We start from the raw sequence: 22,960 nt of genomic DNA, 5'->3' as shown, positions 1-22,960 counted from the left end.
GCTTCAGCACCTTGTCCAGGGACTTGGAGTCGGCCGGCGTGACGATCATGTAGGTCTCGCCGGTGCGACCGGCGCGGCCCGTACGGCCGATCCGGTGCACATAGTCGTCGGCATGGTGCGGCACGTCGTAGTTGAAGACGTGGCTGACGGCCGGGATGTCGAGACCGCGGGCGGCGACGTCGGAGGCCACCAGCAGCTTCAGCTCGCCCTTGCGGAAGCTCTCCAGGGTCCGCGTGCGCGTCGCCTGGTCGAGATCGCCATGGATCGGGGAGGCGTCAAAGCCGTGGGTCTTGAGCGACTTTGCGACGATATCGACCTCGGTCTTCCGGTTGCAGAAGACGATGCCGTTCTTCACGTCGGCCCGCTCGGCCAGGGCGCGGAGCGCGGCGCGCTTGGCCTTGGAGTCCGACACCGGCAGGTCGCAGATATACTGGGTGATGGTCTCGGCCGTGGTCGCCGGGCGGCTCGCCTCGATCCGCGTGGGATCGTTGAGGAACTGCTTGGTCAGGCGGGTGATCTCCGGCGGCATGGTGGCCGAGAAGAACAGCACCTGGCGGCGCGGCGGCGTCATCTTGAAGATGCGCTCGATGTCGGGGATGAAGCCCATGTCGAGCATGCGGTCGGCTTCGTCGACCACCAGCATCTGCACGCCGGTGAGCAACAGCTTGCCGCGCTCGAAATGGTCCAGCAGGCGGCCAGGGGTGGCGATCAGGACGTCGACGCCCCGGTCCAGCTTGGCTTCCTGATCGCCGAACGAGACGCCGCCGATCAGCAGGGCCCAGCTCAGGCGATGATATTTGGCGTACCGCTCGAAGGAGGAGGCGACCTGGTCGGCCAGCTCCCGGGTCGGCGCGATGACCAGCGCCCGGGGCATGCGGGCCTTGGCCCGGCCCGCAGCGAGGCGGTCGATCATCGGAAGGGTGAAGGCGGCGGTCTTACCCGTGCCCGTCTGGGCGATGCCCAGGACATCACGACCCGCCAGGGCGACCGGAATGGCCGCCTCCTGGATGGGCGTGGCTTCAGTGTAGCCGGTTTCGGCGATGGCCTTCAGTGTCGAATCCGACAGGCCCAGAGAGGAAAATTCAGTCATTCATCGGCAAATCAAGATCAGCGGACGTCAAGTCGCGCCCCTGATCGACAAGCGCGGCGTGATCGACGCGCGCCGCGGAACATAGGCGTAAGCGCTTTCAAGTCAACGCATGACGCTGTGAGGGGACGCTTAAGGGCGTCGTTTGTTCGCCGCCGGCCATGAGCCTCAGACATCGAGATCATCGGTGGCGAATTCCGCATTCTCCTGGATGAAGCGGAAGCGTAGCTCGGCCTTACGCCCCATCAGGGCCTCGACGAGGTCGATCACCGACTCCTCGGCCCGCGGCAGGGTCACCCGGGCCAGGATGCGCTTGGCCGGGTCCATGGTGGTTTCCTTGAGCTGGGCGGGCATCATTTCGCCCAGGCCCTTGAAGCGGCCGATCTCGGGCTTCTTGCCCTTGAAATCGGTGGCCATCAGCTCTTCGCGGTGCGCGTCGTCCCGGGCGTAGACCGTCTTGCCCCCATGGCTGATCCGATAGAGGGGCGGCAGGGCAAGGAAGAGGCGTCCGGCCCGGATCAGGTCGGGCATGGTGCGGTAGAAGAAGGTGATCAGCAGGGAGGCGATATGGGCGCCGTCCACATCGGCGTCCGTCATGATGACGATGCGCTCGTAGCGCAGATCTTCCTCGCGGAACTTGGCGCCCGTCTGGACGCCCAGCGCCAGCAGGAGGTCGCTCAGCTCCTTGTTGGCCACCAGCTTGTCGGCGCCGGCCGAGGCCACGTTCAGGATCTTGCCGCGCAGGGGCAGGATGGCCTGGGTGCGGCGGTCGCGGGCCTGCTTGGCCGAGCCGCCGGCCGAATCACCCTCGACCAGGAACAGCTCGGTGCCGGCCGAGGCCTGGATGGCGCAGTCGGCCAGCTTGCCCGGCAGGCGCAGCTTGCGGGTGGCCGAGGACCGCGCCACGTCGCGGTCCTTGCGCCGCTTCAGGCGCTCTTCGGCGCGGTCGATGACGAAGGCCAGCAGGGTGCTGGCGGCCTTGGGCTGGGCGGTCAGCCAGTGGTCGAAGGGATCGCGCAGGGCGGCCTCCACCAGGCGCTGGGCGTCGCTGGAGGACAGGCGCTCCTTGGTCTGGCCCTGGAATTCCGGATTCTTGACGAACACGCTGATCAGGGCGCCCGCCTGGGCGAGGACGTCCTCGGCGGTGATGAGCGCGCCGCGTTTTTCGTTGGTCAGCTCGGCATAGGCCTTGAGGCCGCGGGTGAGGGCGGCGCGCAGGCCAGCCTCATGGGTGCCGCCTTCGGGCGTCGGCACGGTGTTGCAGTAGGAGCGCATGAAGCCGTCGGCCTCGCCGAAGCCCTCGGCGGTCCAGGTGATGGCCCATTCCACGGCCCCGGCCTCGCCCTGGCGGGCGAAGCGCCCGGCGAAGGGTTCAGGCGTGACGGTCTCGATCTTCTCCACCTGCTCGGCCAGATAGTCGGCTAGGCCGTTGGGGAAGCGGAACACCGCCTCGGCCGGCGTCTGGTCCTGGATGCGGGCGGGATCGCATTTCCAGCGGATCTCCACCCCCCCGAACAGATAGGCCTTGGACCTGGCCATCCGGTACAGGCGCGCGGGCTTGAAGGCCGCCCCCTCGCCGAAGATCTGCGGGTCGGGCAGGAAGCGGATCGCCGTGCCGTGCTTCCGGGTCGGCTGGCCCTTTTCGATGGCGCCGAGCGGCTTGCCGCGCGCAAAGGCCTGGCTCCACTCGAAGCCGTCCTTCCAGGCGGTGACCTCCACGCGCTCGGACAGGGCGTTGACCACCGAGACGCCGACCCCGTGCAGGCCGCCTGAGGTCTCATAGGCCTTGCCGGAGAATTTCCCGCCCGAGTGCAGGACGGTCATGATCACTTCCAGGGCCGACTTGCCCGGATGCTTGGGGTGGGGGTCGACGGGGATGCCGCGACCATCGTCCCTGACGCTCAGATAGCCATCCGCATCGAGATGCACCTCGATGAACGTGGCGTGGCCGGCGACGGCCTCGTCCATGGCGTTGTCCAGCACCTCGGCGAACAGGTGGTGCAGGGCGCGCTCGTCGGTGCCGCCGATGTACATGCCCGGCCGCTTGCGCACGGGCTCCAGGCCCTCGAGGACCTCAATGTCCTTGGCCGAGTAACCCCCGGCGCCCGCCGCTTCGGCGGGCTCGGCGGCCTTGGCGGGCGGCGGCGGCGGGCTCGGGCGCGGCTCATGGCTCTGCGCCAGGGGCGAAGCCGGAGCCGGGTTCAGGGCGTCGTCGAACAGGGAGGCTTGGGGAGGGGCCTTGGACATTGGCTCGGAAGCTGGGGCGATTCGGGAGGCCCCGGTATGAATCGGGGGGCGAGACAAATCAATGCGTGGGCGGTGGTAAGGAAAAAGGGCCGCAGCTTGCGCCGCGGCCCCTCAAATCCAACCTCAATCCTTGAGGCTTAGCACTTGTAGTACATGTCGAATTCGACCGGGTGCGGATGCAGTTGCAGGCGCATCACTTCTTCCATCTTCAGCTCGATATAGCTGTCGATGAAGTCGTCATCCATCACGCCGCCCTTCTTGAGGAAGGTGCGGTCCTTGTCGAGGTTCTCCAGGGCTTCGCGCAGGGAGCCGCAGACTTCCGGAACCTTCTTCTGCTCGCGGGGCGGCAGGTCATAGAGGTTCTTGTCCATGGCCGGGCCCGGATCGATCTTGTTCTCGATCCCGTCGAGGCCCGCCATCAGCAGGGCGACGAAGGTCAGATAGGGGTTGCCCATCGGGTCGGGGAAGCGGGCTTCGATGCGCTTGGCCTTGGGCGAGTCCACATGCGGGATGCGGATCGAGGCCGAGCGGTTGCGCGACGAATAGGCCAGCTTCACCGGCGCTTCGTAGCCGGGCACCAGGCGCTTGTAGCTGTTGGTGGTGGAGTTGGCGAAGGCGTTGATCGCCTTGGCGTGCTTGATGATGCCGCCGATGTACCAGAGGCATTCCTGCGACAGGCCGGCATACTTGTCGCCGGCGAACATGGGCTGGCCGTCCTTCCAGATCGACTGGTGGACGTGCATGCCCGAGCCGTTGTCGCCGAACATCGGCTTGGCCATGAAGGTGGCCGTCTTGCCGTAGGCGGCGGCGACGTTGTGGATGACGTACTTATAGAGCTGCATCCGGTCGGCCATGGTCAGCAGGTCGGCGAACTTCAGGCCGAGTTCGTGCTGGGCCGGCGCCACCTCGTGGTGGTGCTTTTCGGGCTGCATGCCCAGCTCGCCCATGACGGCCAGCATTTCGCCGCGGAGGTCCTGGGCGGAGTCGATCGGGTTGACCGGGAAATAGCCGCCCTTGGGGCCGGGCCGGTGGCCCATATTGCCCTCGGCATATTCCTTGGACGAGTTCACCGGCAGTTCGGTGGAGTCGAAGGCGTAGCCGGTGTTGTGGCCCGAGGTGGACCAGCGCACGTCGTCGAATAGGAAGAACTCGGCTTCCGGGCCGAAATAGACGGTGTCGCCGATGCCGGCCGACTTCACGTAATTCAGGGCCGCCTTGGCGATGGAGCGCGGATCGCGGTTGTAGGGGGTGTTGGTGTCGGGGTTCAGCACGTCGCAGAACAGGCAGAGCGTCGTCTGCTGGTAGAAGGGGTCGATATAGGCCGAGGCCAGGTCCGGACGCAGCTTCATGTCCGACTCGTTGATGGCCTTCCAGCCGACGATCGACGAGCCGTCGAACATGGTGCCGTCGGTCAGGAAGTCGTCATCGACCAGGTCGATGTCGAAGGTGACGTGCTGCATCTTGCCGCGAATGTCGGTGAAACGGACGTCGACATATTTGACGTCCTTTTCCTTGATCATGTCCAAGATGTCTTTGGCGGTCGTCATGGCGGTTATCCCCTAACTCGCTTCTTTAGAGTGGATGATCAGACGGCAAGCGCGCCGGTTTCCCCGGTGCGGATGCGAACAACTTCAATGACTTCGGAGACGAAGATCTTCCCGTCTCCGATGCGGCCGGTGCGCGCCGCGGTCGTGATGGCCTCCAGGGCGCTGTCGAGCTGGTCGTCAGCGACCACCACCTCGATCTTAATCTTGGGGAGAAAATCGACGACATACTCGGCGCCGCGATAGAGTTCGGTCTGCCCCTTCTGCCGTCCATAGCCCTTGGCCTCAAGCACGGTCATGCCCTGGACGCCCAGTTCCTGCAGGGCCTCCTTCACCTCGTCGAGCTTGAACGGCTTGATGACGGCTTCGATCTTCTTCATGGGGCCTCGTATCACTGAATGCGCCGCCCGCCCCGGCGGTCGAGGCGACGGAGCACGCCAAGCTGCGAGCCCACAAGAGCCTGCCTGCGCCGACCTTCCCGGGCCTAAGACGAAAACGCGTGATGCTTATAAAATAGTCAACCGTCGCACAATGATTGTGCGTTGCGGAAATCGCCTTGTGACCGGCCCGATCCCCCCTAGGATCGAATGGTGCAGTCGGGTGCGGAGGCGTTGCGATGGACGATAGAACCCCAGTTCTGATCGGGGCGGGTCAATTCACATATCGCGGCGAGCCGCAGTCTGCGCCCGCGCCGACCCGACTGCTGAAGATTGCGGCGCTCGCCGCCGCGCAGGACGCCGGTCTCGCCGAGCGCGACCTGGCCGCCATCGACAGCCTGGCCGTGGTGGGGTTCACGGTCGACGCGCCGGGCGGGGGACGGGCGACGCCACACAGCACAAATCCGCCCCTGAGCCTCGCCCGAGCGCTCGGCGCGGCGCCGGCCTGGTCGGTCTATTCCCATATGGGCGGCAATAGTCCCCAGCAGCTGATCAACACCCTCTGCGAGCGCATCGCCAAGGGCGAGAGCCAGCTGGGTCTGGTGGTGGGATGTGAATTCCTGGGCTCGGCCACCAAGCGCCTGACCAAGGGGCTGGGCTTTGAGGACTGGGACGAGGACCAGGGCCTCGATCCGCCGCAGCGCATCGGCGATCCCCGGCCCGGCGTCACCCCGTATGAGGCGCGGCATGGCCTGGGGCGGCCGATCAACACCTATCCGCTGTTCGAGAACGCCCTGAGGGCGCGCGACGGCCGCAGCATCCCCGATCACCAGAAGCGCCTGGGCGAGCTGTTTGCGCCCTTCACCGAGGTCGCCGCCCGCAATCGCGACGCCTGGTTCCCCATTGCGCGCACGGCCGAAGAGCTGATCACCGTCACCGAGCGCAACCGCATGGTGGGCTTTCCCTACACCAAGTACCTCAACGCCATCATGGATGTGGACCAGTCGGCCGGCGTAATGGTGGCGAGCCTGGCCAAGGCCCGCGAACTGGGCGTGCCCGAGGCCAACCTCGTCTATCTGCATGGCTGCGCCGACGCCTCGGACCTCTGGTATCCCCTGGACCGCCAGAACTTCCATTCCAGTCCCGCCATGCGTCTGACCGGCGCCCGGGCCCTGGAGATGGCCGGGATCAGCCTCGACCAGATCGGGATCATCGACCTCTATTCCTGCTTTCCCGTGGCCGTGGAGATTGGCGCGGAGGAGCTGGGCCTCTCCCTGGACGATCCCAGGGGGCTGACCGTGACCGGCGGGCTGCCCTATGCCGGCGGCCCGGGCAACAACTACGCCCTGCACGCCATCGCCGTGATGATGCAGCGGCTGCGGCAGGCCCGGGACACCTATGGCCTGGTGACGGCCAATGGCTGGTTCCTGACCAAGCAGTCGACGGGAATCTATTCCTGCCGGGCGCCCGAGGCGCCGTTCGAGCGGCAGGACCCGGGGGTCATCCAGCGTCAGATCGACGCCCTGCCACATCCCGTTGTCACAGAAACGCCGCAGGGTCGCGCCGTGATCGAGACCTATACCGTCGTCCATGGCCGGGAGGGCTATCTGATGGGCCTCGTGGTCGGTCGCGACGAGGCCGACCGCCGGTTCGTCGCCCATACCCCCACCGACCCGGCCGTGCTCCACAGCCTCGAATCTGTGGAATCCGTCGGCCGCAGCGGCCAGGTCGGCCCCGCCTCCGAGGGCCAACGCAACCTCTTTGTACCGGACTGAAGCCATGCCTCGCCTCTATCTGATCCGCCACGGAAAGCCCGCCGCCACCTGGGGCGGTCATGACGACGATCCGGGCCTGGACGAGACCGGCCAGGCTCAGGCCGAGGCCGCCCGGGATTTCCTGCTGGCCCTGCCGGCGAATGAACGCCCCTCGCGGGTCGTCTCCTCGCCCCTGGCCCGTTGCCGCGAAACGGCCGAGCCGACCGCCAAGGCGCTTGGCGTCGAGGCCGAGGTCGATCCCTCGGTGGGAGAAATCCCTACGCCGGCCAATCTGGCCGCCACCGACCGCGGCGCCTGGCTGAAGGCGGCCTTCCAGGGCGCCTGGGGCGATATCCAGGGCGACCTGGACTATGACGCCTGGCGTCGCGACGTGGCCGCCGCCCTGATCGCCCGCGGCGACACCGCGGTGTTCAGCCATTTCGTCGCCATCAATGCGGTGGTGTCCTGCCTGACCGGCGACGATCAGGTGGTGGGCTTCCGTCCCGATCACACCTCGATCACCGTGCTGGAAACCGACGGTAAGACCTTGACCCTGGTGGAGAAGGGGCGAGAAGCCTCAACCAGCGTCCTGTAAGTTGATTTCTAGTCCCGGAGACCGCGTGGCCCCCCACCAGATTCTTACGGTCGCGCAAATCCGCGCCGCCGATCAGGCGGCCGTGAGCGCCGGCGTCGCCGCCGCCGAGCTGATGGCGCGGGCCGGCGCCGCCGTGGCCGAAGCCGTCATCGCCCGCTTCGCCCCCTGTGACGTATTGGTGCTCTGCGGGCCCGGCGACAATGGCGGCGACGGCTATGTGGTCGCCCGCCTGTTGGCCGAGCGCGGCTGGCCGGTGCGTGTGGCGGCGCTGGAACCGGCGCGCAGCCCCTCGGCCCAGGCCATGGCCGCCCTGTGGGCGGGCCCTGTCCAGGCCATCGAATCCGCCGACCTCGCGGCCGACCTCTATGTGGACGCCCTGTTCGGGGCTGGCCTTTCAGGCCCCCTGAGCGGAGAGGCGGCCCGGGTCGTCCAGTTGCTCAATGCGACGCCCGAGCCGGTGGTGGCGGTCGATACGCCCAGCGGCCTGCCTGGCGACACCGGCCAGCCGCTCGGGGTCTGTGGCCGCGCCGTCCTGACCGTCACCTTCCATGCCCGCAAGCCCGCCCATGTGCTGGAGCCCGGGCGAGGGCGTTGCGGCGAGGTGGTCGTCGCCGATATCGGCCTGCCGCCGGTGGAGACCAGCCTGTTCGAAAACACGCCTGACCTCTGGGCGCCGCGCTTTCCCTGGCCGACAGCGGCCTCGCACAAGCACGCACGAGGCCGGATGGTGGTGGTCAGCGGACCGGCCTGGCGCACCGGGGCGGCGCGGCTGGCGGCCCGGGCGGGCCTGCGGATCGGCGCCGGCGTGGTGACCGTGCTGTCGCCGCCCGACGCTCTGGCCGCGAACGCCGCCCACCTGGAGGCGGTGATGCTGCGCCCCTTCGACAGCGAGGCGGAGCTGGAGAACCTCGCCGCCGACGTGGACGCCGCCGTCATCGGTCCGGCCGCCGGGGTCAATGAGACGACCCTGATGAACGTCCTGGCCCTGGCCCGCACCGGCGCGGCCCTGATCCTCGACGCCGACGCCATCACCGTCTTCCGCGAAGACCCCGAAGAGCTGTTCTCGGTCCTCGACAAGGATGACGTCCTCACCCCCCACGCGGGCGAGTTCGAGCGCCTGTTCCCCGGCGCCCTGGACTCCGCGCCCGAGCGGATCACGGCGACCCGCCGGGCCGCGGAGTTGGCCGATGCGGTGGTGCTGCTGAAGGGCCACGACACGGTGGTCGCTGCGCCGGATGGGCGGGCGGCCGTGGCGCTGAACGGCTCGCCGTGGCTGGCCACAGCGGGGGCGGGCGACGTGCTGGCCGGCTATATCGCCGGCCTGGTCGCCCAGGGGATGGACAGTTTCGAGGCCGCCTGCGCGGCGACCTGGATCCATGCCGAGGCCGCCCACGCCCATGGACCCGGCCTGATCGCCGAGGACCTGCCGGGGCTGACGCCGTCCATCCTGCGCAGGCTCTACGGCGTCAGCTAGACCATGGGGCAGGCGTCTGCTAGGCGATGATCCGTCGCCCTGGAGCCCTGGCCCTTGACCCGTCTGCCCGCCATGTCCGCCCGTCCCCTCGCACCGGTAGCCGCCGGCGCGTGGCTATGGGCGCGGCTGCGGCTGGCGGGATGAGGATCTAGAATAAGCAGTCGCCCTCGGCGGCGATCTCCTCCCCACCACCCCGGCCTCGACCGTGGGTGGAGGCGTTGTAGGATCGCCAGCGCCTGTGGTCAGAGCCTTTCCGGACCCGATCCCATGACCAGCTACACGCCCCAGCTTCTGGGGGCGCTCGCGCTCTTCGCCTTCGTCTCCTCGATCACCCCTGGCCCCAACAACGCCATGCTGATGGCCTCGGGCGCCAACTACGGGTTCATGCGCACCCTGCCGCACCTGGCCGGCGTGGTGCTGGGCTTTGTGGTCCTGTTGCTGGCGGTTGGATTTGGCCTCGGCGGCCTGTTTTCCGCCTACCCACAGACCCACACGATCTTGAAGGCCCTGGGCGCGGCCTACCTTCTGTGGCTCGCCTGGAAGATCGCCACGGCCAAGGGCGTGGGGGAGGGGCAGGCCACCGCCCGCCCCTTCACCATCCTGCAGGCCGCCGGCTTCCAGTGGGTCAATCCCAAGGCCTGGACCATGGCCGTCGGCGTGGCCGCGGCCTATGTGCCCCGCGAGGGCGGACCCGGCGACATGCTGATCGGCGCCGTGGTGGTGTTCCTCGTCAACCTGCCCAGCGCCGTGGCCTGGGCGGGATCAGGGGTGGCCCTCCGCCGGCTTCTGGCGCGGCCAGGGGCGCTGCGGTGGTTCAACTGGACCATGGCGGCCCTGCTGGTCGCCTCCCTGGTCCCGATCCTCCTCGACCTCATGGGGACCTGGTCGTGACGGGGAAGGCAGCTTGACGCGCGCAGGCAAACCGCCGATGGCAGGCGCGGAACGCGGGCGTGGCGGAACTGGTAGACGCACTGGATTTAGGTTCCAGCGCCGCAAGGCGTGGAGGTTCGAGTCCTCTCGCCCGCACCACCTTTGCTCTTGGACCGGGCAGGCGCCCGTGACATAAGGGCGCCCTCCCGCCGCCTCGACGTAGGCGGCGCTTCCCGTTTCACCTTTAGGCGGACCGTCAAGAGCGCGTGACAGCGCCCCGGAGTCCGGAAGCAAGAATGTCGATGCAGATCGTTGAAAAGTCCGGTGAAGGCCTCAGCCGCGTCTATGGCGTCACTGTCCCGGCCGCGGACCTGGCCGAGCGCCTGGAAGCCCGCATCGCCGAGGTGACCCCGCAGCTGAACATCAAGGGCTTCCGCCCGGGCAAGGTGCCGCCGGCCCATGTGCGCCGCGTGCACGGCAAGGCCCTGATGGCCGAAGTGGTCGAGGCGACCATTTCGGAATCGACCCAGAAGGTCCTGGAAGACAACAAGCTGCGCCCGGCCGGCGAACCCGACCTGAAGCCCGAGGGCGACCTGCAGGACGTGGTCGACGGCAAGGCCGACCTGGCGTTCGACATCTCGCTGGAGCTGATGCCGGACTTCGAGCCGGTGGACCCTGCGACCCTGGAGCTGATCCGCCCGGTCTATACCCCCGGCGATGAGGAAGTGACCGAGGCCCTGGCCGAGTTGGCCAAGCAGAACCGCAGCTTTGAGCCGCGCACGGGCAAGACCGTGAAGGCCAAGGACGGCGACCAGGTCACCATCGACTTCGTCGGCAAGATCGACGGCGAGGCCTTCGAAGGCGGTTCGGCCGAGGGCGCCCAGCTGGTGCTCGGCTCGGGCAGCTTCATCCCGGGCTTTGAAGAGCAACTGGTCGGCGCCAAGCCCGACACCGATGTCGTGGTCAAGGTGACCTTCCCCGAGGACTACCAGGCCGCCCATCTGGCCGGCAAGGAAGCCGAGTTCGAGGTCAAGGTGACCGCGGTCTCCGCGCCGGTGGAGACCGAAGCCGACGACGCCTTCGCCGAGAAGCTGGGCATCGAGAGCCTGGACAAGCTCAAGGAGCTGCTGCGCGACAATATCCAGCAGCAGTATGTCAGCGCCTCGCGCTTCAAACTGAAGCGCGCCCTGCTGGATGCGCTGGACACCAAGCACGACTTCCCCCTGCCGCCGAAGATGGTCGAGGCCGAGTTCGCGGCCATCTGGACCCAGGTGCAGCAGGACAAGGAACGCGAGGCCCTGCCGCCGGAAGACGCCGAAAAGACCGACGAGCAGCTCGAGAGCGAATATCGCAAGATCGCCGAGCGCCGGGTGCGCCTGGGCCTGGTCCTGGCCGAGATCGGCCGGGTCAACAATGTCCAGGTGACCGAGCAGGAACTGCTGGAGGCCATGCGCCAGGAGGCCATGCGCTATGGCCCGCAGGCCCAGCAGGTGTTCGACATGTTCCGCCAGAACGCCAACGCCCAGGCGCAGCTCCGCGCGCCGATCTTCGAAGACAAGGTCGTCGACCTGATCGTCGAGAAGGCCAAGGTCGAGGACAAGGACGTCAGCAAGGACGAGCTGATGGCCGAGGACGATCTGCCGGAAGGCTATGGCGACTGATAGGCCGCGCGCCGCCCTCTGAGGCGGCGGGGATGCTGGAACGAAAATGATCCCGGCGTGGCCTTGGCGCGACGTCGGGATCATGCGTCTTTAGGGGTTCCGAAAGCGCCTGCGTCGGAGGCTCACCTTGCAACCTCCTGACGCAGACGCGATATCGGAGACGACGGCGATCCGACGATCGCCCATCGAGAAGGGCTTTTAAGCTTATGCGTGACCATGTGACCACCGCGCTCAACCTCGTGCCCATGGTGGTCGAGCAGACCAGCCGCGGCGAACGGGCCTTCGACATCTTCTCCCGGCTGCTGAAGGAACGGATCATCTTCCTCAACGGCCCGGTCGAGGACGGCATGGCCGCCCTGATCTGCGCCCAGCTGCTCTATCTGGAGTCCGAGAACCCCAAGAAAGAGATCTCCATGTACATCAACTCGCCGGGCGGCATCGTGACGTCCGGCCTGGCGATCTATGACACCATGCAATACGTGAAGAGCCCGATCTCCACCGTCTGCATGGGCATGGCGGCCTCCATGGGCTCGTTCCTGCTGATGGCCGGCGAGAAGGACCAGCGGATCTCGCTGCCCAACGCCCGCATCATGGTGCACCAGCCGTCTGGGGGTTATTCCGGCAAGGCTTCGGACATCCAGCGCCACGCCGAGGACATCATCAAGACCAAGGGCCGGCTGAACGAGCTCTACGCCAAGCACACCGGCCAGCCCATCGAGGTGGTCGAGGCGACCCTCGACCGCGACCATTTCATGACCGCCGAGGAAGCCAAGGCCTGGGGCATCGTCGACCACGTCTATGAGCGTCGCAGCGAAGACTGATCCAGGCGGGCGCGGGCGGCGTCAATCAGGCGCGCCTGGCCTTCCGCGCCGGTGACGTCGAATCGCTCGAAATCGGTGTCGGCGCCGCCGCGCAGATCGGCGAACAGGCCGGCGCGATCCTCGTGGAAATGCAGAAAGGCGCGGCTCTTCACGTAGAAGACGCCGCGCCTTTTTTCATTGAGGCCGGGCAGGGCGCGCAGTTCGGTCAGCAGGGGCTCCAGCAGGTCAAGCGCATCGGGGCCGGCATGACGCACCTCATCCTCCTCGCCGTCGGCCCCAGCCACAGTCGATAGACTATGGCCGACAGGCGCGCCGATGCGGAAGCGCAGGCGACTATGGGCTCTCCTTGAACACCCGATAGCCCGCCTCGTCGGCGATCTTCAGCATCTCCCGGTCGCCGCTGGTGTCGCCATAGGCGGCCCGCAGGCGGATATCGTCCCCAAACTGGGCCTGAAGGCGCACGACCTTCTCCGGCCCCCGACAGTTGCGGCCATCGATGACGCCGGCCACGCGATCCTCGGCGTCGAACACTAGGCGCGTGCCGATCAGGTGGTCGGCCCCGAGCCCGCGGGCGAAGGGCTGGACGATGATGTCCGGCGAGGCGGTGACGATGACCATGGTCGCCCGCCGCTCGCGCCAGCGCCGCCAGGTGTGCAGGGCGTCGGGGCGCAGCAGGCGCGGGGCGAAGGCCTCGGCGAAGCCGCGGGCCTCGGCCTCCAGCTCGGCGCGGGGCACGCCCTTGAGGAACTCCCGAACCGCCGCAGCCTTGATCCGACCGCGATTGCGATGAAACAGATAGGCGCCCGCCGCCGGCGCCAGCCGGCGCATGCCCCGGGCGTAGCGGGCGCGGCTGACCCGCCATTTCAAAAAGGTGGTGAAGCTGTCGCGGGTGGTCAGCGTGCCGTCGAAATCGAATGCGACGACGCCCGTGTCTTCGGCAGGATCGTCCATCAAGCCCCCTGGGCGCGCCTTGCGCCGAAATAACGCAGTCTGATCATCGGGCCCCTATAATCCGTCGCCCTGCGAAAAGGGCGCCGATGGATTTGCACAAGCTTGAGCCCGACACACCCTTTGGGGGCAAGGTGCGCATGGGGTCCCTTGCGCCAATCCGATACAGTCCCATCTAGAGATTCGAAATTGCGCGCCATCGGGCGCCTGGCCCTTTGAAGCCTCTGGTCGTGCGGCAAGGCTTGTGATCCGGTCTCGGATCGGGGAATGTCAAGGATTAGACAACCCCCGGCGCGTATCCTGCAAGGATGGCGGGAAATCGCCGCCTGCGCCCAGGGCGATGATTTCGACCGGCGTCGTCGAGAGAGTGAGACTGAACATGACCAAGGCCGCGAGCGGGGACTCCAAGAGCACGCTGTACTGCTCCTTCTGCGGAAAGAGCCAGCATGAAGTCCGCAAGCTCATTGCTGGGCCGACGGTGTTCATCTGCGACGAATGCGTCGAGCTCTGCATGGATATCATTCGCGAGGAGCACAAGATCTCCTTCGTGAAGTCGAAGGACGGCGTCCCGACGCCTCGCGAGATCCGCGAAGTCCTCGACGATTACGTGATCGGCCAGGACCACGCCAAGAAGGTCCTCTCGGTGGCCGTCCACAATCACTACAAGCGCCTGAACCACGCCACGAAGAACAACGACGTGGAGCTGGGCAAGGCCAACATCATGCTGATCGGGCCGACCGGCACGGGTAAGACCCTGCTGGCCCAGACGCTGGCTCGAATCATCGACGTACCGTTCACCGTGGCTGACGCCACGACCCTGACCGAAGCCGGCTATGTCGGTGAGGACGTCGAGAACATCATCCTCAAGCTGCTGCAGTCGGCCGACTACAATGTCGAGCGGGCCCAGCGGGGCATCGTCTATATCGACGAAGTCGACAAGATCAGCCGCAAGTCGGACAACCCCTCCATCACCCGCGACGTGTCGGGCGAGGGCGTCCAGCAGGCCCTGCTGAAGATCATGGAAGGCACGGTGGCCTCGGTTCCGCCCCAGGGCGGCCGCAAGCATCCGCAGCAGGAATTCCTGCAGGTGGACACCACCAACATCCTGTTCATCTGCGGCGGCGCCTTCGCCGGCCTCGACAAGATCATCTCGGCCCGCGGGCAGGGGACCTCCATCGGCTTCGGCGCCAAGGTCTCGGACCCCGACGACCGGCGCACCGGCGAGATCTTCCGCCGCGTGGAGCCCGACGACCTGCTGCGCTTTGGCCTGATCCCGGAGTTCATCGGCCGCCTGCCGGTGATCGCCACCCTGGACGACCTGGACGAGGAAGCCCTGGTCAAGATCCTGACCGAGCCCAAGAACGCCTTCGTCAAGCAGTACCAGCGCCTGTTCGACATGGAGAATGTCGGCCTGACCTTTACCGACGACGCTCTGAACGCCGTGGCCCGCAAGGCCATCGCGCGCAAGACCGGCGCCCGGGGCCTGCGTTCCATCCTGGAAGGCATCCTGCTCGACACCATGTACGAGCTGCCGACCTATGACGGTGTCGAAGAGGTGGTGGTCAACGCCGAGGTCGTCGAAGGCCGGGCCCAGCCGCTGATTATCTATGCCGAACGGCGGGACAAGGGCGGCGCGGCCTGAGGCCGCGCCGTTCCCCCACGAATTTGTGTTGCAACGCCGAAGACATGATGTCGCGCAACACCCCTGTGGCGCTTGAACCACGGCGCGAAGCGTCCACATAAATAAGCTGAAGAGACCGCCGTCTTGGCGGACGGGCCGTCCGACTCAGGCGCATCGTCTGGGTAACCGCGGTCCGATGGTCGAGCCTTGCTTGTCAGAGGGGGCCGGCCAGGAGTGAAAGCATCATGTCCGAGACAAAGACCCTACCTGTCCTGCCCTTGCGCGACATCGTCGTGTTTCCCCATCAGCCCGTGCCCCTCTTCGTGGGACGGGAAAAATCCGTGCGGGCGCTCGAAGAGGCCATGCGCAACGATGGTAAGGACATCCTTCTGCTGACCCAGAAGGACAAGGACGACGACGATCCTGCGCCCATCGCCATCTATGAGGTGGGTGTCGTCGCGACGATCCTGCAACTGCTCAAGCTGCCCGACGGCACCGTCAAGGTGCTGGTGGAGGGCAAGACCCGTGCGGGCGTGGCCCGCTACACGGCCCAGACCGACTATTACGAGGTCGAGATCGCCGACCTGCCCGACGACAGCCTGGCCTCGGCCGAGGCCGAAGCCCTCAGCCGCGCCGTGGTCGAGCAGTTCGAGACCTATGTGAAGCTCAACAAGAAGGTGCCGCCCGAGGCCCTTGCGGCCATGCCGCAGATCGAGAATCCGGGGGAGCTGGCCGACCGCGTCGCCTCGCACCTGTCGGTGAAGATCAGCGACAAGCAGGCCCTGCTGGAAATCTTCGACGTCGTGAAGCGTCTCGAGAAGGTCTACGCCCTGATGGAGGGCGAGATCTCGGTGATGCAGACCGAGAAGAAGATCCGCAATCGCGTGAAGCGTCAGATGGAGAAGACGCAGCGCGAATATTATCTGAACGAGCAGATGAAGGCGATCCAGCGCGAGCTGGGCGAGCAGGACGACACCCGCGACGAGCTCAACGAGCTCGAAAAGCGCATCAAGAAGACCCGCCTCTCCAAGGAGGCCCGCACCAAGGCTGAGGCGGAGCTGAAGAAGCTGCGCTCCATGAGCCCGATGTCGGCCGAATCCACGGTCGTGCGGAACTATCTGGACTGGCTGCTGTCGATCCCGTGGGGCAAGGCCAAGCAGAAGCCCATCGATCTGATCCAGGCCGAGGCGATCCTCGACGAGGATCACTACGGCCTCGAAAAGGTGAAGGAGCGGATCCTGGAATATCTGGCCGTCCAGGCCCGCACCGGCGCGCTGAAGGGTCCGATCCTCTGCCTCGTCGGCCCTCCCGGCGTCGGCAAGACTTCGCTCGGCCGCTCCATCGCCAAGGCGACGGCGCGGGAATTCGTGCGCGTCTCCCTGGGCGGGGTGCGCGACGAGGCCGAGATCCGCGGCCACCGCCGGACCTATATCGGCTCCATGCCGGGCAAGATCATCCAGTCGATGAAGAAGGCCAAGACGACCAACGCCTTCTTCCTGCTGGACGAGATCGACAAGATGGGCGCCGACTATCGCGGCGACCCGGCCTCGGCCCTGCTCGAGGTTCTCGACCCGTCGCAGAACTCCACCTTCGCCGACCACTATCTGGAGGTGGACTATGACCTGTCGCCGGTGATGTTCGTCACCACGGCCAACTCGCTCAACATGCCCCAGCCCCTGCTGGACCGCATGGAGATCATCCGCATCCCCGGCTACACCGAGGATGAGAAGGTCGAGATCGCCAAGCGTCACGTCCTGCCCAATCTGACCAAGGACCACGGGCTGAAGCCCGAGGAGTTCGTGGTGCCTGAGGACGCGATCCGTGACCTGATCCGCTACTACACCCGGGAAGCCGGCGTGCGGTCGCTGGAGCGGGAACTGGGCAATCTGGCCCGCAAGACGGTCCGGGACCTGGGCCGCGAGTCGCTGACCAGCGTCACCATCGACGCCGAACGGCTGGCCAAGTACGCCGGCGTGCGCAAGTACCGCTATGGCGAGACCGACGCCGAGGATCAGGTCGGGATCATTACAGGGCTGGCCTATACCGACTTCGGCGGCGACATCCTGACCATCGAGGCGGTCAAGATGCCGGGCAAGGGACGCATGTCCATCACGGGCAACCTGAAGGACGTGATGAAGGAATCCATCGCCGCGGCGAATTCCTACGTCCGCAGCCGGGCCACCCAGTTCGGCATCGAGCCGCCGTCCTTCGAGAAGACCGACGTCCACATCCACGTGCCGGACGGCGCCACGCCCAAGGATGGTCCCTCGGCCGGGGCGGCCATGGCTACGGCCATCGTCTCGGTGCTGACCGGCATTCCGATCCGCAAGGATCTCGCCATGACCGGCGAGGTGACCCTGCGCGGGCGAGTGACCGCCATCGGCGGCCTGAAGGAGAAGCTGCTCGCGGCCCTGCGCTCCGGCGTCAAGACCGTGCTGATCCCGCAGGAGAACGAGAAGGACCTGGCCGACATCCCCGCCAAGGTGAAGGAAGCCCTGGAGATCATCCCGGTGAACACCATGGATGAGGTCCTGGCCCAGGCCCTGGTGCGGGCGCCCGAGCCGATCGAATGGACGGAGCCGCCCACCAAGGCCGGCGTTCCGTCCGAGGACGGTGAGCCTGAGGCGATCATGACGCACTAGCGTCAGCCTCGAAAACCTGGACGGCCAGCGGCGCGGGGGACCTCTCCTGCGCCGCTTCGTTTGACGCGCCCGGCGAAGCTCGCATAATCCCTTGGCGCGAAGGCCTTTGCCGCTGCCGAGCCGTCGCGAAAAAAAACAGAAAAAGGGCAGGGAGAGGAAACGAGAATGACCAAGGCTGAACTGGTCGCGGCCATGGCCGACAAGGCCGGCATCACCAAGGCGCAAGCCAAGGAGGCCCTTGAGGCCTTCATCGACTCCGTGACGGGGTCCTTGAAGGGGGGCGACGAGGTCCGGCTGGTGGGCTTCGGCAGCTTTGTCCCGGTGAGCCGGGCCGCAGGCGTGGCGCGCAATCCCCGTACGGGCGAGAGCGTCAACCGTCCGGCGTCCCAGACCGCACGCTTCCGTGTCGGCGAAGGGCTGAAGAACGCGCTGAACCCCTGAGGTCCCCCAGGGGCTGGAATTCCGGAAGGGGCGGGCGCCCATGCGGCCGCCCCTTTTTCACGGGCGCCCGGCGCCAATTCCCCTCCGAATCTCGCGCCCGAAGGGCTAAGAACGCGATCACGGGCGGCTAGCTCAGCTGGTCAGAGCACCTGGTTTACACCCAGGGGGTCGGGGGTTCGAGCCCCTCGCCGCCCACCATCCTCCGGGCCATGGCCCGCTGAAGGCCGCATGCGATATCGTCCCCTGGGCCGCACCGGGCTCACCGTCTCTGAGATCGGCTTCGGCTGCGCCAGCTACTGGGGCCTGCCTCTTTTCGACGAGGGCGAGGCGGTTCGGCTGGTCCATCGGGCGCTGGATCTGGGCGTCACCCTCTTCGACACCGCCCCGGGCTATTCCCGTGGCGAGGCCGAGCCCCGGCTGGGGCGGGCGCTGAAGGGACGTGACGTCTCAAGCCTGGTGATCGCCACCAAGGTCGGCACCTTTCATGCGGGCGGCGGACGCACGGGGCGCGACTTCTCGCCCGCCGCCATCACCGCCAGCGTCGAGTCCAGCCTGAGGCGCCTCGGGCTGGAGCGCCTGGCCCTGGTCCAGCTGCACGGGCCTGCGGCGGCGGAGCTGAACGACGACCTGTTCGCCGCCCTCGAAAGCCTGCGCGCGCGGGGCCTGGCAGCCGCCTTTGGGGCCAACAGTTTCGATCCGGCGGTGATCGCCGCCATCATCGCCGCGCCAGGCCTCGATGTGGTCATGCTGGACTACAACGTGCTGCGGCCAGAGCGGGGCGCGCTCATTGATGCGGCCGCCGCCCGGGGCAAGGGCGTCCTGGCTGGCATGCCGCTGGCCATGGGCCATGTGGACGGCCAGATCCGCAAGGTCCGCGGCCTGCGCGATCTCTGGTACGCCGCCCGGGCCTTGAAGAACCATCGGGAGGAGCTGGCCCTGGCCGAGCGGTTCGCCTTCCTGCGCCGCCTGGAGGGCATGAGCGCAGCTCAGGCCGCCCTGGCCTATGTGCTGGAGCATCCGGGCGTGTCGGCCGCGGTCACGGGCACCACGCGGCTGGCCCATCTGGAGGCCAATGCGGCGGCCTCGGGCCTGGTCCTGCCGGCGGAGGCGCGCGCCAGGCTCCGTCAGGCCCAGGGCCTCTGAGCTTTCCGCTTTCCTCCAGCGCGGAGGGAGATATTGTCACGTGGTGTGCCGATTGTGGCGATGGAGCCGACCCCGTGATCCTCGAACAGGCCGACCTGCAGCCCCGCAAAGGGCGCTATCGCATCCTCGCCGGCCCCGGCTCGCCCTATTCGCACAAGGTCCGGGCGGCCCTGCGCTATCGCCGCATTCCCCACGACTGGACCATACCCCTGGGCGGGTTCGATGGGACGGGGCAGGCGGCCGGCCTGGCCAGCTTCGGCAAGCGGCTGTTGCCCGTCGTGCTCTATCCCGATGGGAGCGCCTGGAACGATTCCACGCCGATCCTGCACGAGATGGAGACCCTGCATCCGGAGGGGCCCAGCCTGTTTCCGCCCACCCCGGCCCAGCGGTTCCTGGCGCGGCTGGTCGAGGACTTCGCCGACGAGTGGCTGGCGGTGATCCTGATGGCCTTCCGCTGGACCGCGGCCGACGACGTCGCCTTCTGCGCCCGCCGCCAGATGGCCGGCTGGCTGGGGGATGTCGACGAGGCGGCGCTCGACCTGGGAATCGAGAAGTTCACCGCCCGCCAGCAGATGGTGCGAAACTTCATCGGCGGCGGCGACCCGACCACCCATGGGGCTCTTGAGGCGGAGTATCTGGCCCTGCTGGACATCCTCGAGCGCGGCCTGTCGCGGCGGCTGTTCCTGTTCGGCCAGCGGCCCTCCATCGCCGATTTCGGCCTCTATGGCATGCTGAGCCAGCTGGCCATCGATCCTAGCCCGTCCCGCCTGATGCGCACCCATGCGGTGCGGCTCTATCAGTGGACCCAGTGGGTCGATGATCTTTCCGGGCACCAGGGCGACTGGGCGGCCGACCCCGCGCCAGACCAGACCCTTGTCGAGGTGATCGGTCTGGCCGGCGGCGGCTTTCGGGCGATGATGCTGGCCTCCGCCGAGGCGGCCGGACGCGGCGAACTGCGGTGCGCCTTCCAGGTGGGCGGCGTGACCCTGTCCAGCTTCGCGCGGCCCTATACGGTGGACTGCTGGCTCTGGCTGAAGGCGATGTTCGCCGAGCTTTCCGAAGCGGATCGGGAGGCCCTGCGTCCGGTTCTGGAGCCCGCCGGGTTCTGGGAGGCGTTGGCCTTTGCGCCGGGCGAGCCCGAACGGCTCAAGCCCTTCGCCAAACTCTAAGCCGGCGGGCAGATCAATTCGTTCTGGGGGAGGGGCGCCTGGTCTTCCAACTGAAAGACCATGGCGCGAGTGACGGGACTCGAACCCGCGACCTCCGGCGTGACAGGCCGGCGCTCTAACCAACTGAGCTACACCCGCTTAAGGGTCTCACGTCGCCGCGAGGCGCGTCTGATAGGTCCCGACCTGAATCGTGTCAACTGCCGATCAGCGGCTAATCGCGCTGGGCGGGGAATAATGCACGCTGGCCTGTGGACCGAGGGGAAGCTCCAGGGCCGACCATAGGCCGACCAGGATCAGGCCCGCGCTCATCATGGCCGCCGAATAGGGCAGCATGGCGCTGATCAGGCCGCCGACGCCGAAGCCCGGCCGCCAGCGCTGGCAGAAGCCCAGGACCAGGGCGAAATAGGGCATCAGCGGCGAGGCCATGTTCACGCTGGAATCGCCCATGCGGTAGGCCGCCGTGGTCATCTCGGGACTGACGCCCAGCAGCATGAGCATGGGGACCAGCACCGGCGCGATGGCCGCCCACTTGGCCGAGGCTGAACCGATCAGCATGTCGAGGGCGGCGGTCAGCACGACGATGGCCATCAGCAGCACCGGGATGGGCAGGCCCGTGGCGCGGATCGTCTCGGCCCCGTGGATGGCGATGATCACCCCCAGGTTCGACCAGGTGAACATGGCGATGAAGTGGGCCGCGGCGAAGGCCAGGACGATATAGGGGGCCATGGAGGCCATGGACTCCGAGGCCAGGCGCACCACGTCCCGGTCGCTGCGGATCTGACGCGTCAGCCGGCCATAGGTGAGGCCGCCAGCCAGGAAGAGGACAAAGAAGCCGGCCACCAGGGAACGGAAGAAGGGCGTCCAGCGCGAGGGTCCCTCGACGCTGCGGTCCACCAGCGGCGCGCCGGGCGCCAGGGCCATGGCGGCCCACAGGAGGATGACGCCGAGCACCGCCACACCGGACCAGATCAGGGCCCGGCGCTCGACCGGCGACAGGGGCGCGTCCTGCGGCGGCAGGTTCTCCGGCGGCGTCCAGGGGCCGAGCCGGGGCTCGACGACGTTGGCGGTCACCCACCAGGCCACGGGGATGAACACCAGGGCGCCGGCGGCGGTGAAGTACCAGTTGCCCACCAGATTGGCCGTCCAGGTGGGGTCGATCAGCCGGGCGGCGGGCTCCGACAGGCCCAGGATCAGGGCGTCGAACTGGCCGGGCAGGGGGTTGCCGGCGAAGCTGCCGACCACGCCGGCGAAGGCTGCGGCGATTCCCGCGATGGGGTGGCGACCGACGGCGGCGAAGGCCGCGCCGGCCAGGGGCAGCAGGATCACGAACCCCGAATCGGCGGCATGGTTGGCGATCAGGCCCAGGAAGATGACCACCGGGCAGACCAGCAGACGGGGCGTGCGGCTCATCATGGCGCGAATGGCGGCCGACAGCAGGCCGACTCGCTCGGCGATTCCCGCCCCCAGCATGATCAGCAGCACATAGCCCAGCGGCGCAAATCCGGTGAGGGTGCGCGGCATCTCCACCAGCAGGGTCTGGATATTGCCCGGGGCCAGCAGGCTCTGGGCGCGCAGCAACTCCCCATCCACCGGATTGATCGCGCTGACGCCGACCCAGGCGCAGATGACGCTGGCCAGGACCAGGCCGCCGATGATCCAGGCAAAGATGAAGACCGGGTCCGGCAGGCGATCGCCCAGGCGCTCGATGGCGTCCAGCGCCCTATGGATAAAGGGTTTGGTGGTCAACTGCCCCTCCGGCTTGAGGGCTGAGCCTAGGGTGCGCGGGCTGCGGCGCAAACCGGTCTCGTAGCAATTGCGAAGCATTCGCAGAATATATCGTCCCATGCCCGGTTCGGCGGCGACCACGACATCTCACGATGTCTGATGAGGGCGAGCGGGAGGTCGCGCCATGGCATATCTCTGTTGCGGGAATCCGCTGTTTGAACCCTGCGCAATGCTGGTCTAGAAGGGCGCGCGACTCCTTCGAGGACTCCATGAACGCGTTCCTTCTGCAGTACCTGCCCATCGTGATTTTCCTGGGGATCGCGGCGGTCCTGGGCGTGGCCTTCGTGTTGGCCGCCGCCGTCCTGGCGCCCAAGGCGCCGGACCCTGAAAAGCTCTCGACCTACGAGTGCGGCTTCAACGCCTTTGACGATGCGCGGATGAAGTTCGACGTCCGGTTCTACCTGGTGTCGATCCTCTTCATCATCTTCGACCTTGAAGTGGCCTTCCTGTTTCCCTGGGCCGTGGCGCTTATGAAGCTGCCGCAGGACGTGGGCCAGTTCGCCTTCTGGTCGAGGATGTCCTTCCTGGGCATCCTGACCGTCGGCTTCATCTACGAGTGGAAGAAAGGCGCCCTGGAATGGGAGTGATCGTTCCCGCGGGTTCGGCCGGCCGTACGACGGTCGAGGGCTACGACCCCAAAGTCCACGACCCGTTCTTCGACGGCGTGTCGAGCGAACTGGCCGACAAGGGCTTTATTACTGCGGCCGCCGACGACCTGATCACCTGGGCGCGCACCGGCTCGCTCATGTGGATGACGTTTGGCCTGGCCTGCTGCGCCGTG

19 protein-coding genes, 3 tRNA genes and 1 pseudogene are annotated in these 22,960 nt (G+C 67.2%); 15 read left to right on the top strand and 8 right to left on the bottom strand.

What is annotated here, in order from left to right; all coding sequences use genetic code 11:
• The 4 genes from Q7S93_RS09660 to Q7S93_RS09645 all read right to left on the bottom strand — a co-directional run.
• The coding region (locus Q7S93_RS09660; protein WP_304713671.1) for a DEAD/DEAH box helicase at positions 1-1,090 on the bottom strand (1,090 nt) is incomplete at its 3' end.
• A gap of 165 nt (positions 1,091-1,255) precedes the next feature.
• On the bottom strand, positions 1,256-3,334 hold the full coding sequence (gene parE, locus Q7S93_RS09655; RefSeq protein ID WP_304713670.1) for a DNA topoisomerase IV subunit B: 2,079 nt from the start codon (positions 3,332-3,334) through the stop codon (positions 1,256-1,258).
• Between the two features lie 137 nt (positions 3,335-3,471).
• The gene (glnA, locus tag Q7S93_RS09650; protein WP_304713669.1) at positions 3,472-4,881 is read right to left on the bottom strand and encodes a type I glutamate--ammonia ligase; all 1,410 of its coding nucleotides are present in this window, start codon (positions 4,879-4,881) and stop codon (positions 3,472-3,474) included.
• Between the two features lie 38 nt (positions 4,882-4,919).
• Positions 4,920-5,258 (bottom strand): P-II family nitrogen regulator, encoded by a 339-nt coding sequence (locus Q7S93_RS09645; protein WP_304713668.1) that lies wholly within the window; start codon positions 5,256-5,258, stop codon positions 4,920-4,922.
• Positions 5,259-5,494: 236 nt separating this feature from the next.
• On the opposite strand from Q7S93_RS09645, the gene Q7S93_RS09640 reads away from it, so the two are divergent.
• The 7 genes from Q7S93_RS09640 to Q7S93_RS09610 all read left to right on the top strand — a co-directional run bounded on the left by Q7S93_RS09640 (position 5,495) and on the right by Q7S93_RS09610 (position 12,430).
• On the top strand, positions 5,495-7,030 hold the full coding sequence (locus Q7S93_RS09640; RefSeq protein ID WP_304713667.1) for an acetyl-CoA acetyltransferase: 1,536 nt from the start codon (positions 5,495-5,497) through the stop codon (positions 7,028-7,030).
• Positions 7,031-7,034: 4 nt separating this feature from the next.
• Positions 7,035-7,604, top strand: a complete 570-nt coding sequence (locus tag Q7S93_RS09635) for a histidine phosphatase family protein (protein WP_304713666.1) — start codon at positions 7,035-7,037, stop codon at positions 7,602-7,604.
• Between the two features lie 25 nt (positions 7,605-7,629).
• Complete coding sequence (locus Q7S93_RS09630; protein ID WP_304713665.1) at positions 7,630-9,078, top strand: NAD(P)H-hydrate dehydratase; 1,449 nt, start codon at positions 7,630-7,632, stop codon at positions 9,076-9,078.
• Between the two features lie 267 nt (positions 9,079-9,345).
• On the top strand, positions 9,346-9,969 hold the full coding sequence (locus Q7S93_RS09625; RefSeq protein WP_304713664.1) for a LysE family translocator: 624 nt from the start codon (positions 9,346-9,348) through the stop codon (positions 9,967-9,969).
• Positions 9,970-10,022: 53 nt separating this feature from the next.
• Positions 10,023-10,107 (top strand) — tRNA-Leu (locus Q7S93_RS09620).
• 143 nt (positions 10,108-10,250) lie between these two features.
• Positions 10,251-11,609 (top strand): trigger factor, encoded by a 1,359-nt coding sequence (tig, locus tag Q7S93_RS09615; RefSeq protein ID WP_304713672.1) that lies wholly within the window; start codon positions 10,251-10,253, stop codon positions 11,607-11,609.
• Positions 11,610-11,815: 206 nt separating this feature from the next.
• Positions 11,816-12,430, top strand: coding sequence for an ATP-dependent Clp protease proteolytic subunit (locus Q7S93_RS09610; protein WP_304713663.1), 615 nt, complete (start codon positions 11,816-11,818; stop codon positions 12,428-12,430).
• Here Q7S93_RS09610 and Q7S93_RS09605 read toward each other — a convergent pair.
• Together Q7S93_RS09605 and Q7S93_RS09600 are read right to left on the bottom strand one after the other, a co-directional pair.
• Positions 12,406-12,684, bottom strand: coding sequence for a hypothetical protein (locus Q7S93_RS09605; RefSeq protein WP_304713662.1), 279 nt, complete (start codon positions 12,682-12,684; stop codon positions 12,406-12,408). The genes Q7S93_RS09610 and Q7S93_RS09605 overlap by 25 nt on opposite strands.
• Positions 12,685-12,763: 79 nt before the next feature.
• A complete protein-coding gene (locus tag Q7S93_RS09600; protein WP_304713661.1) occupies positions 12,764-13,381 on the bottom strand; it encodes an HAD-IB family hydrolase in 618 nt (205 codons plus the stop codon).
• Positions 13,382-13,757: 376 nt separating this feature from the next.
• Between Q7S93_RS09600 and clpX the strand changes: the two genes are divergently transcribed.
• The 6 genes from clpX (at position 13,758) to Q7S93_RS09570 (ending at position 20,394) form a co-directional block, all read left to right on the top strand.
• Entirely contained in the window at positions 13,758-15,020 is a 1,263-nt protein-coding gene (gene clpX, locus Q7S93_RS09595; RefSeq protein WP_293321178.1) for an ATP-dependent Clp protease ATP-binding subunit ClpX, read from the top strand.
• Between the two features lie 224 nt (positions 15,021-15,244).
• Positions 15,245-17,641 carry an endopeptidase La gene (gene lon, locus Q7S93_RS09590; RefSeq protein ID WP_304713660.1) on the top strand — a complete coding sequence of 799 codons (2,397 nt, stop codon included), beginning with the start codon at positions 15,245-15,247 and terminating at the stop codon, positions 17,639-17,641.
• A gap of 165 nt (positions 17,642-17,806) precedes the next feature.
• Complete coding sequence (locus tag Q7S93_RS09585) at positions 17,807-18,082, top strand: HU family DNA-binding protein (RefSeq protein WP_304713659.1); 276 nt, start codon at positions 17,807-17,809, stop codon at positions 18,080-18,082.
• Positions 18,083-18,203: 121 nt separating this feature from the next.
• Positions 18,204-18,280 (top strand) — tRNA-Val (locus Q7S93_RS09580).
• A gap of 30 nt (positions 18,281-18,310) precedes the next feature.
• Positions 18,311-19,225, top strand: coding sequence for an aldo/keto reductase (locus tag Q7S93_RS09575; protein WP_304713658.1), 915 nt, complete (start codon positions 18,311-18,313; stop codon positions 19,223-19,225).
• A gap of 74 nt (positions 19,226-19,299) precedes the next feature.
• Complete coding sequence (locus Q7S93_RS09570; RefSeq protein WP_304713657.1) at positions 19,300-20,394, top strand: glutathione S-transferase family protein; 1,095 nt, start codon at positions 19,300-19,302, stop codon at positions 20,392-20,394.
• Between the two features lie 61 nt (positions 20,395-20,455).
• On the opposite strand, the gene Q7S93_RS09565 is transcribed toward Q7S93_RS09570, so the two are convergent.
• Together Q7S93_RS09565 and Q7S93_RS09560 are read right to left on the bottom strand one after the other, a co-directional pair.
• A tRNA-Asp gene (locus Q7S93_RS09565) sits at positions 20,456-20,532 on the bottom strand.
• 66 nt (positions 20,533-20,598) lie between these two features.
• Complete coding sequence (locus tag Q7S93_RS09560; protein WP_304713656.1) at positions 20,599-22,140, bottom strand: AbgT family transporter; 1,542 nt, start codon at positions 22,138-22,140, stop codon at positions 20,599-20,601.
• 248 nt (positions 22,141-22,388) lie between these two features.
• Here Q7S93_RS09560 and Q7S93_RS09555 point away from each other — a divergent pair, with 248 nt between their 5' ends.
• Positions 22,389-22,766 (top strand): NADH-quinone oxidoreductase subunit A, encoded by a 378-nt coding sequence (locus Q7S93_RS09555; RefSeq protein WP_304713655.1) that lies wholly within the window; start codon positions 22,389-22,391, stop codon positions 22,764-22,766.
• Positions 22,736-22,960, top strand: a pseudogene (locus Q7S93_RS09550) (NADH-quinone oxidoreductase subunit B); the annotation flags it as partial. The gene Q7S93_RS09555 and the pseudogene Q7S93_RS09550, both read left to right, overlap by 31 nt.

This window comes from Phenylobacterium sp. (assembly GCF_030646615.1).
GTDB lineage: Bacteria > Pseudomonadota > Alphaproteobacteria > Caulobacterales > Caulobacteraceae > Phenylobacterium.
This window is presented reverse-complemented; position numbering and strand designations above follow the sequence as displayed.

Bases quoted from the DNA above. Each gene is read 5' to 3' on its own strand.
- Q7S93_RS09645 (WP_304713668.1), bottom strand. From the start codon at position 5,258: ATGAAGAAGATCGAAGCCGTCATCAAGCCGTTCAAGCTCGACGAGGTG.
- parE (WP_304713670.1), bottom strand. From the start codon at position 3,334: ATGTCCAAGGCCCCTCCCCAAGCCTCCCTGTTCGACGACGCCCTGAAC.
- glnA (WP_304713669.1), bottom strand. From the start codon at position 4,881: ATGACGACCGCCAAAGACATCTTGGACATGATCAAGGAAAAGGACGTC.
- Q7S93_RS09640 (WP_304713667.1), top strand. From the start codon at position 5,495: ATGGACGATAGAACCCCAGTTCTGATCGGGGCGGGTCAATTCACATAT.
- Q7S93_RS09575 (WP_304713658.1), top strand. From the start codon at position 18,311: ATGCGATATCGTCCCCTGGGCCGCACCGGGCTCACCGTCTCTGAGATC.
- tig (WP_304713672.1), top strand. From the start codon at position 10,251: ATGCAGATCGTTGAAAAGTCCGGTGAAGGCCTCAGCCGCGTCTATGGC.
- Q7S93_RS09555 (WP_304713655.1), top strand. From the start codon at position 22,389: ATGAACGCGTTCCTTCTGCAGTACCTGCCCATCGTGATTTTCCTGGGG.
- Q7S93_RS09635 (WP_304713666.1), top strand. From the start codon at position 7,035: ATGCCTCGCCTCTATCTGATCCGCCACGGAAAGCCCGCCGCCACCTGG.
- clpX (WP_293321178.1), top strand. From the start codon at position 13,758: ATGACCAAGGCCGCGAGCGGGGACTCCAAGAGCACGCTGTACTGCTCC.
- Q7S93_RS09610 (WP_304713663.1), top strand. From the start codon at position 11,816: ATGCGTGACCATGTGACCACCGCGCTCAACCTCGTGCCCATGGTGGTC.
- Q7S93_RS09585 (WP_304713659.1), top strand. From the start codon at position 17,807: ATGACCAAGGCTGAACTGGTCGCGGCCATGGCCGACAAGGCCGGCATC.
- lon (WP_304713660.1), top strand. From the start codon at position 15,245: ATGTCCGAGACAAAGACCCTACCTGTCCTGCCCTTGCGCGACATCGTC.
- Q7S93_RS09600 (WP_304713661.1), bottom strand. From the start codon at position 13,381: ATGGACGATCCTGCCGAAGACACGGGCGTCGTCGCATTCGATTTCGAC.
- Q7S93_RS09625 (WP_304713664.1), top strand. From the start codon at position 9,346: ATGACCAGCTACACGCCCCAGCTTCTGGGGGCGCTCGCGCTCTTCGCC.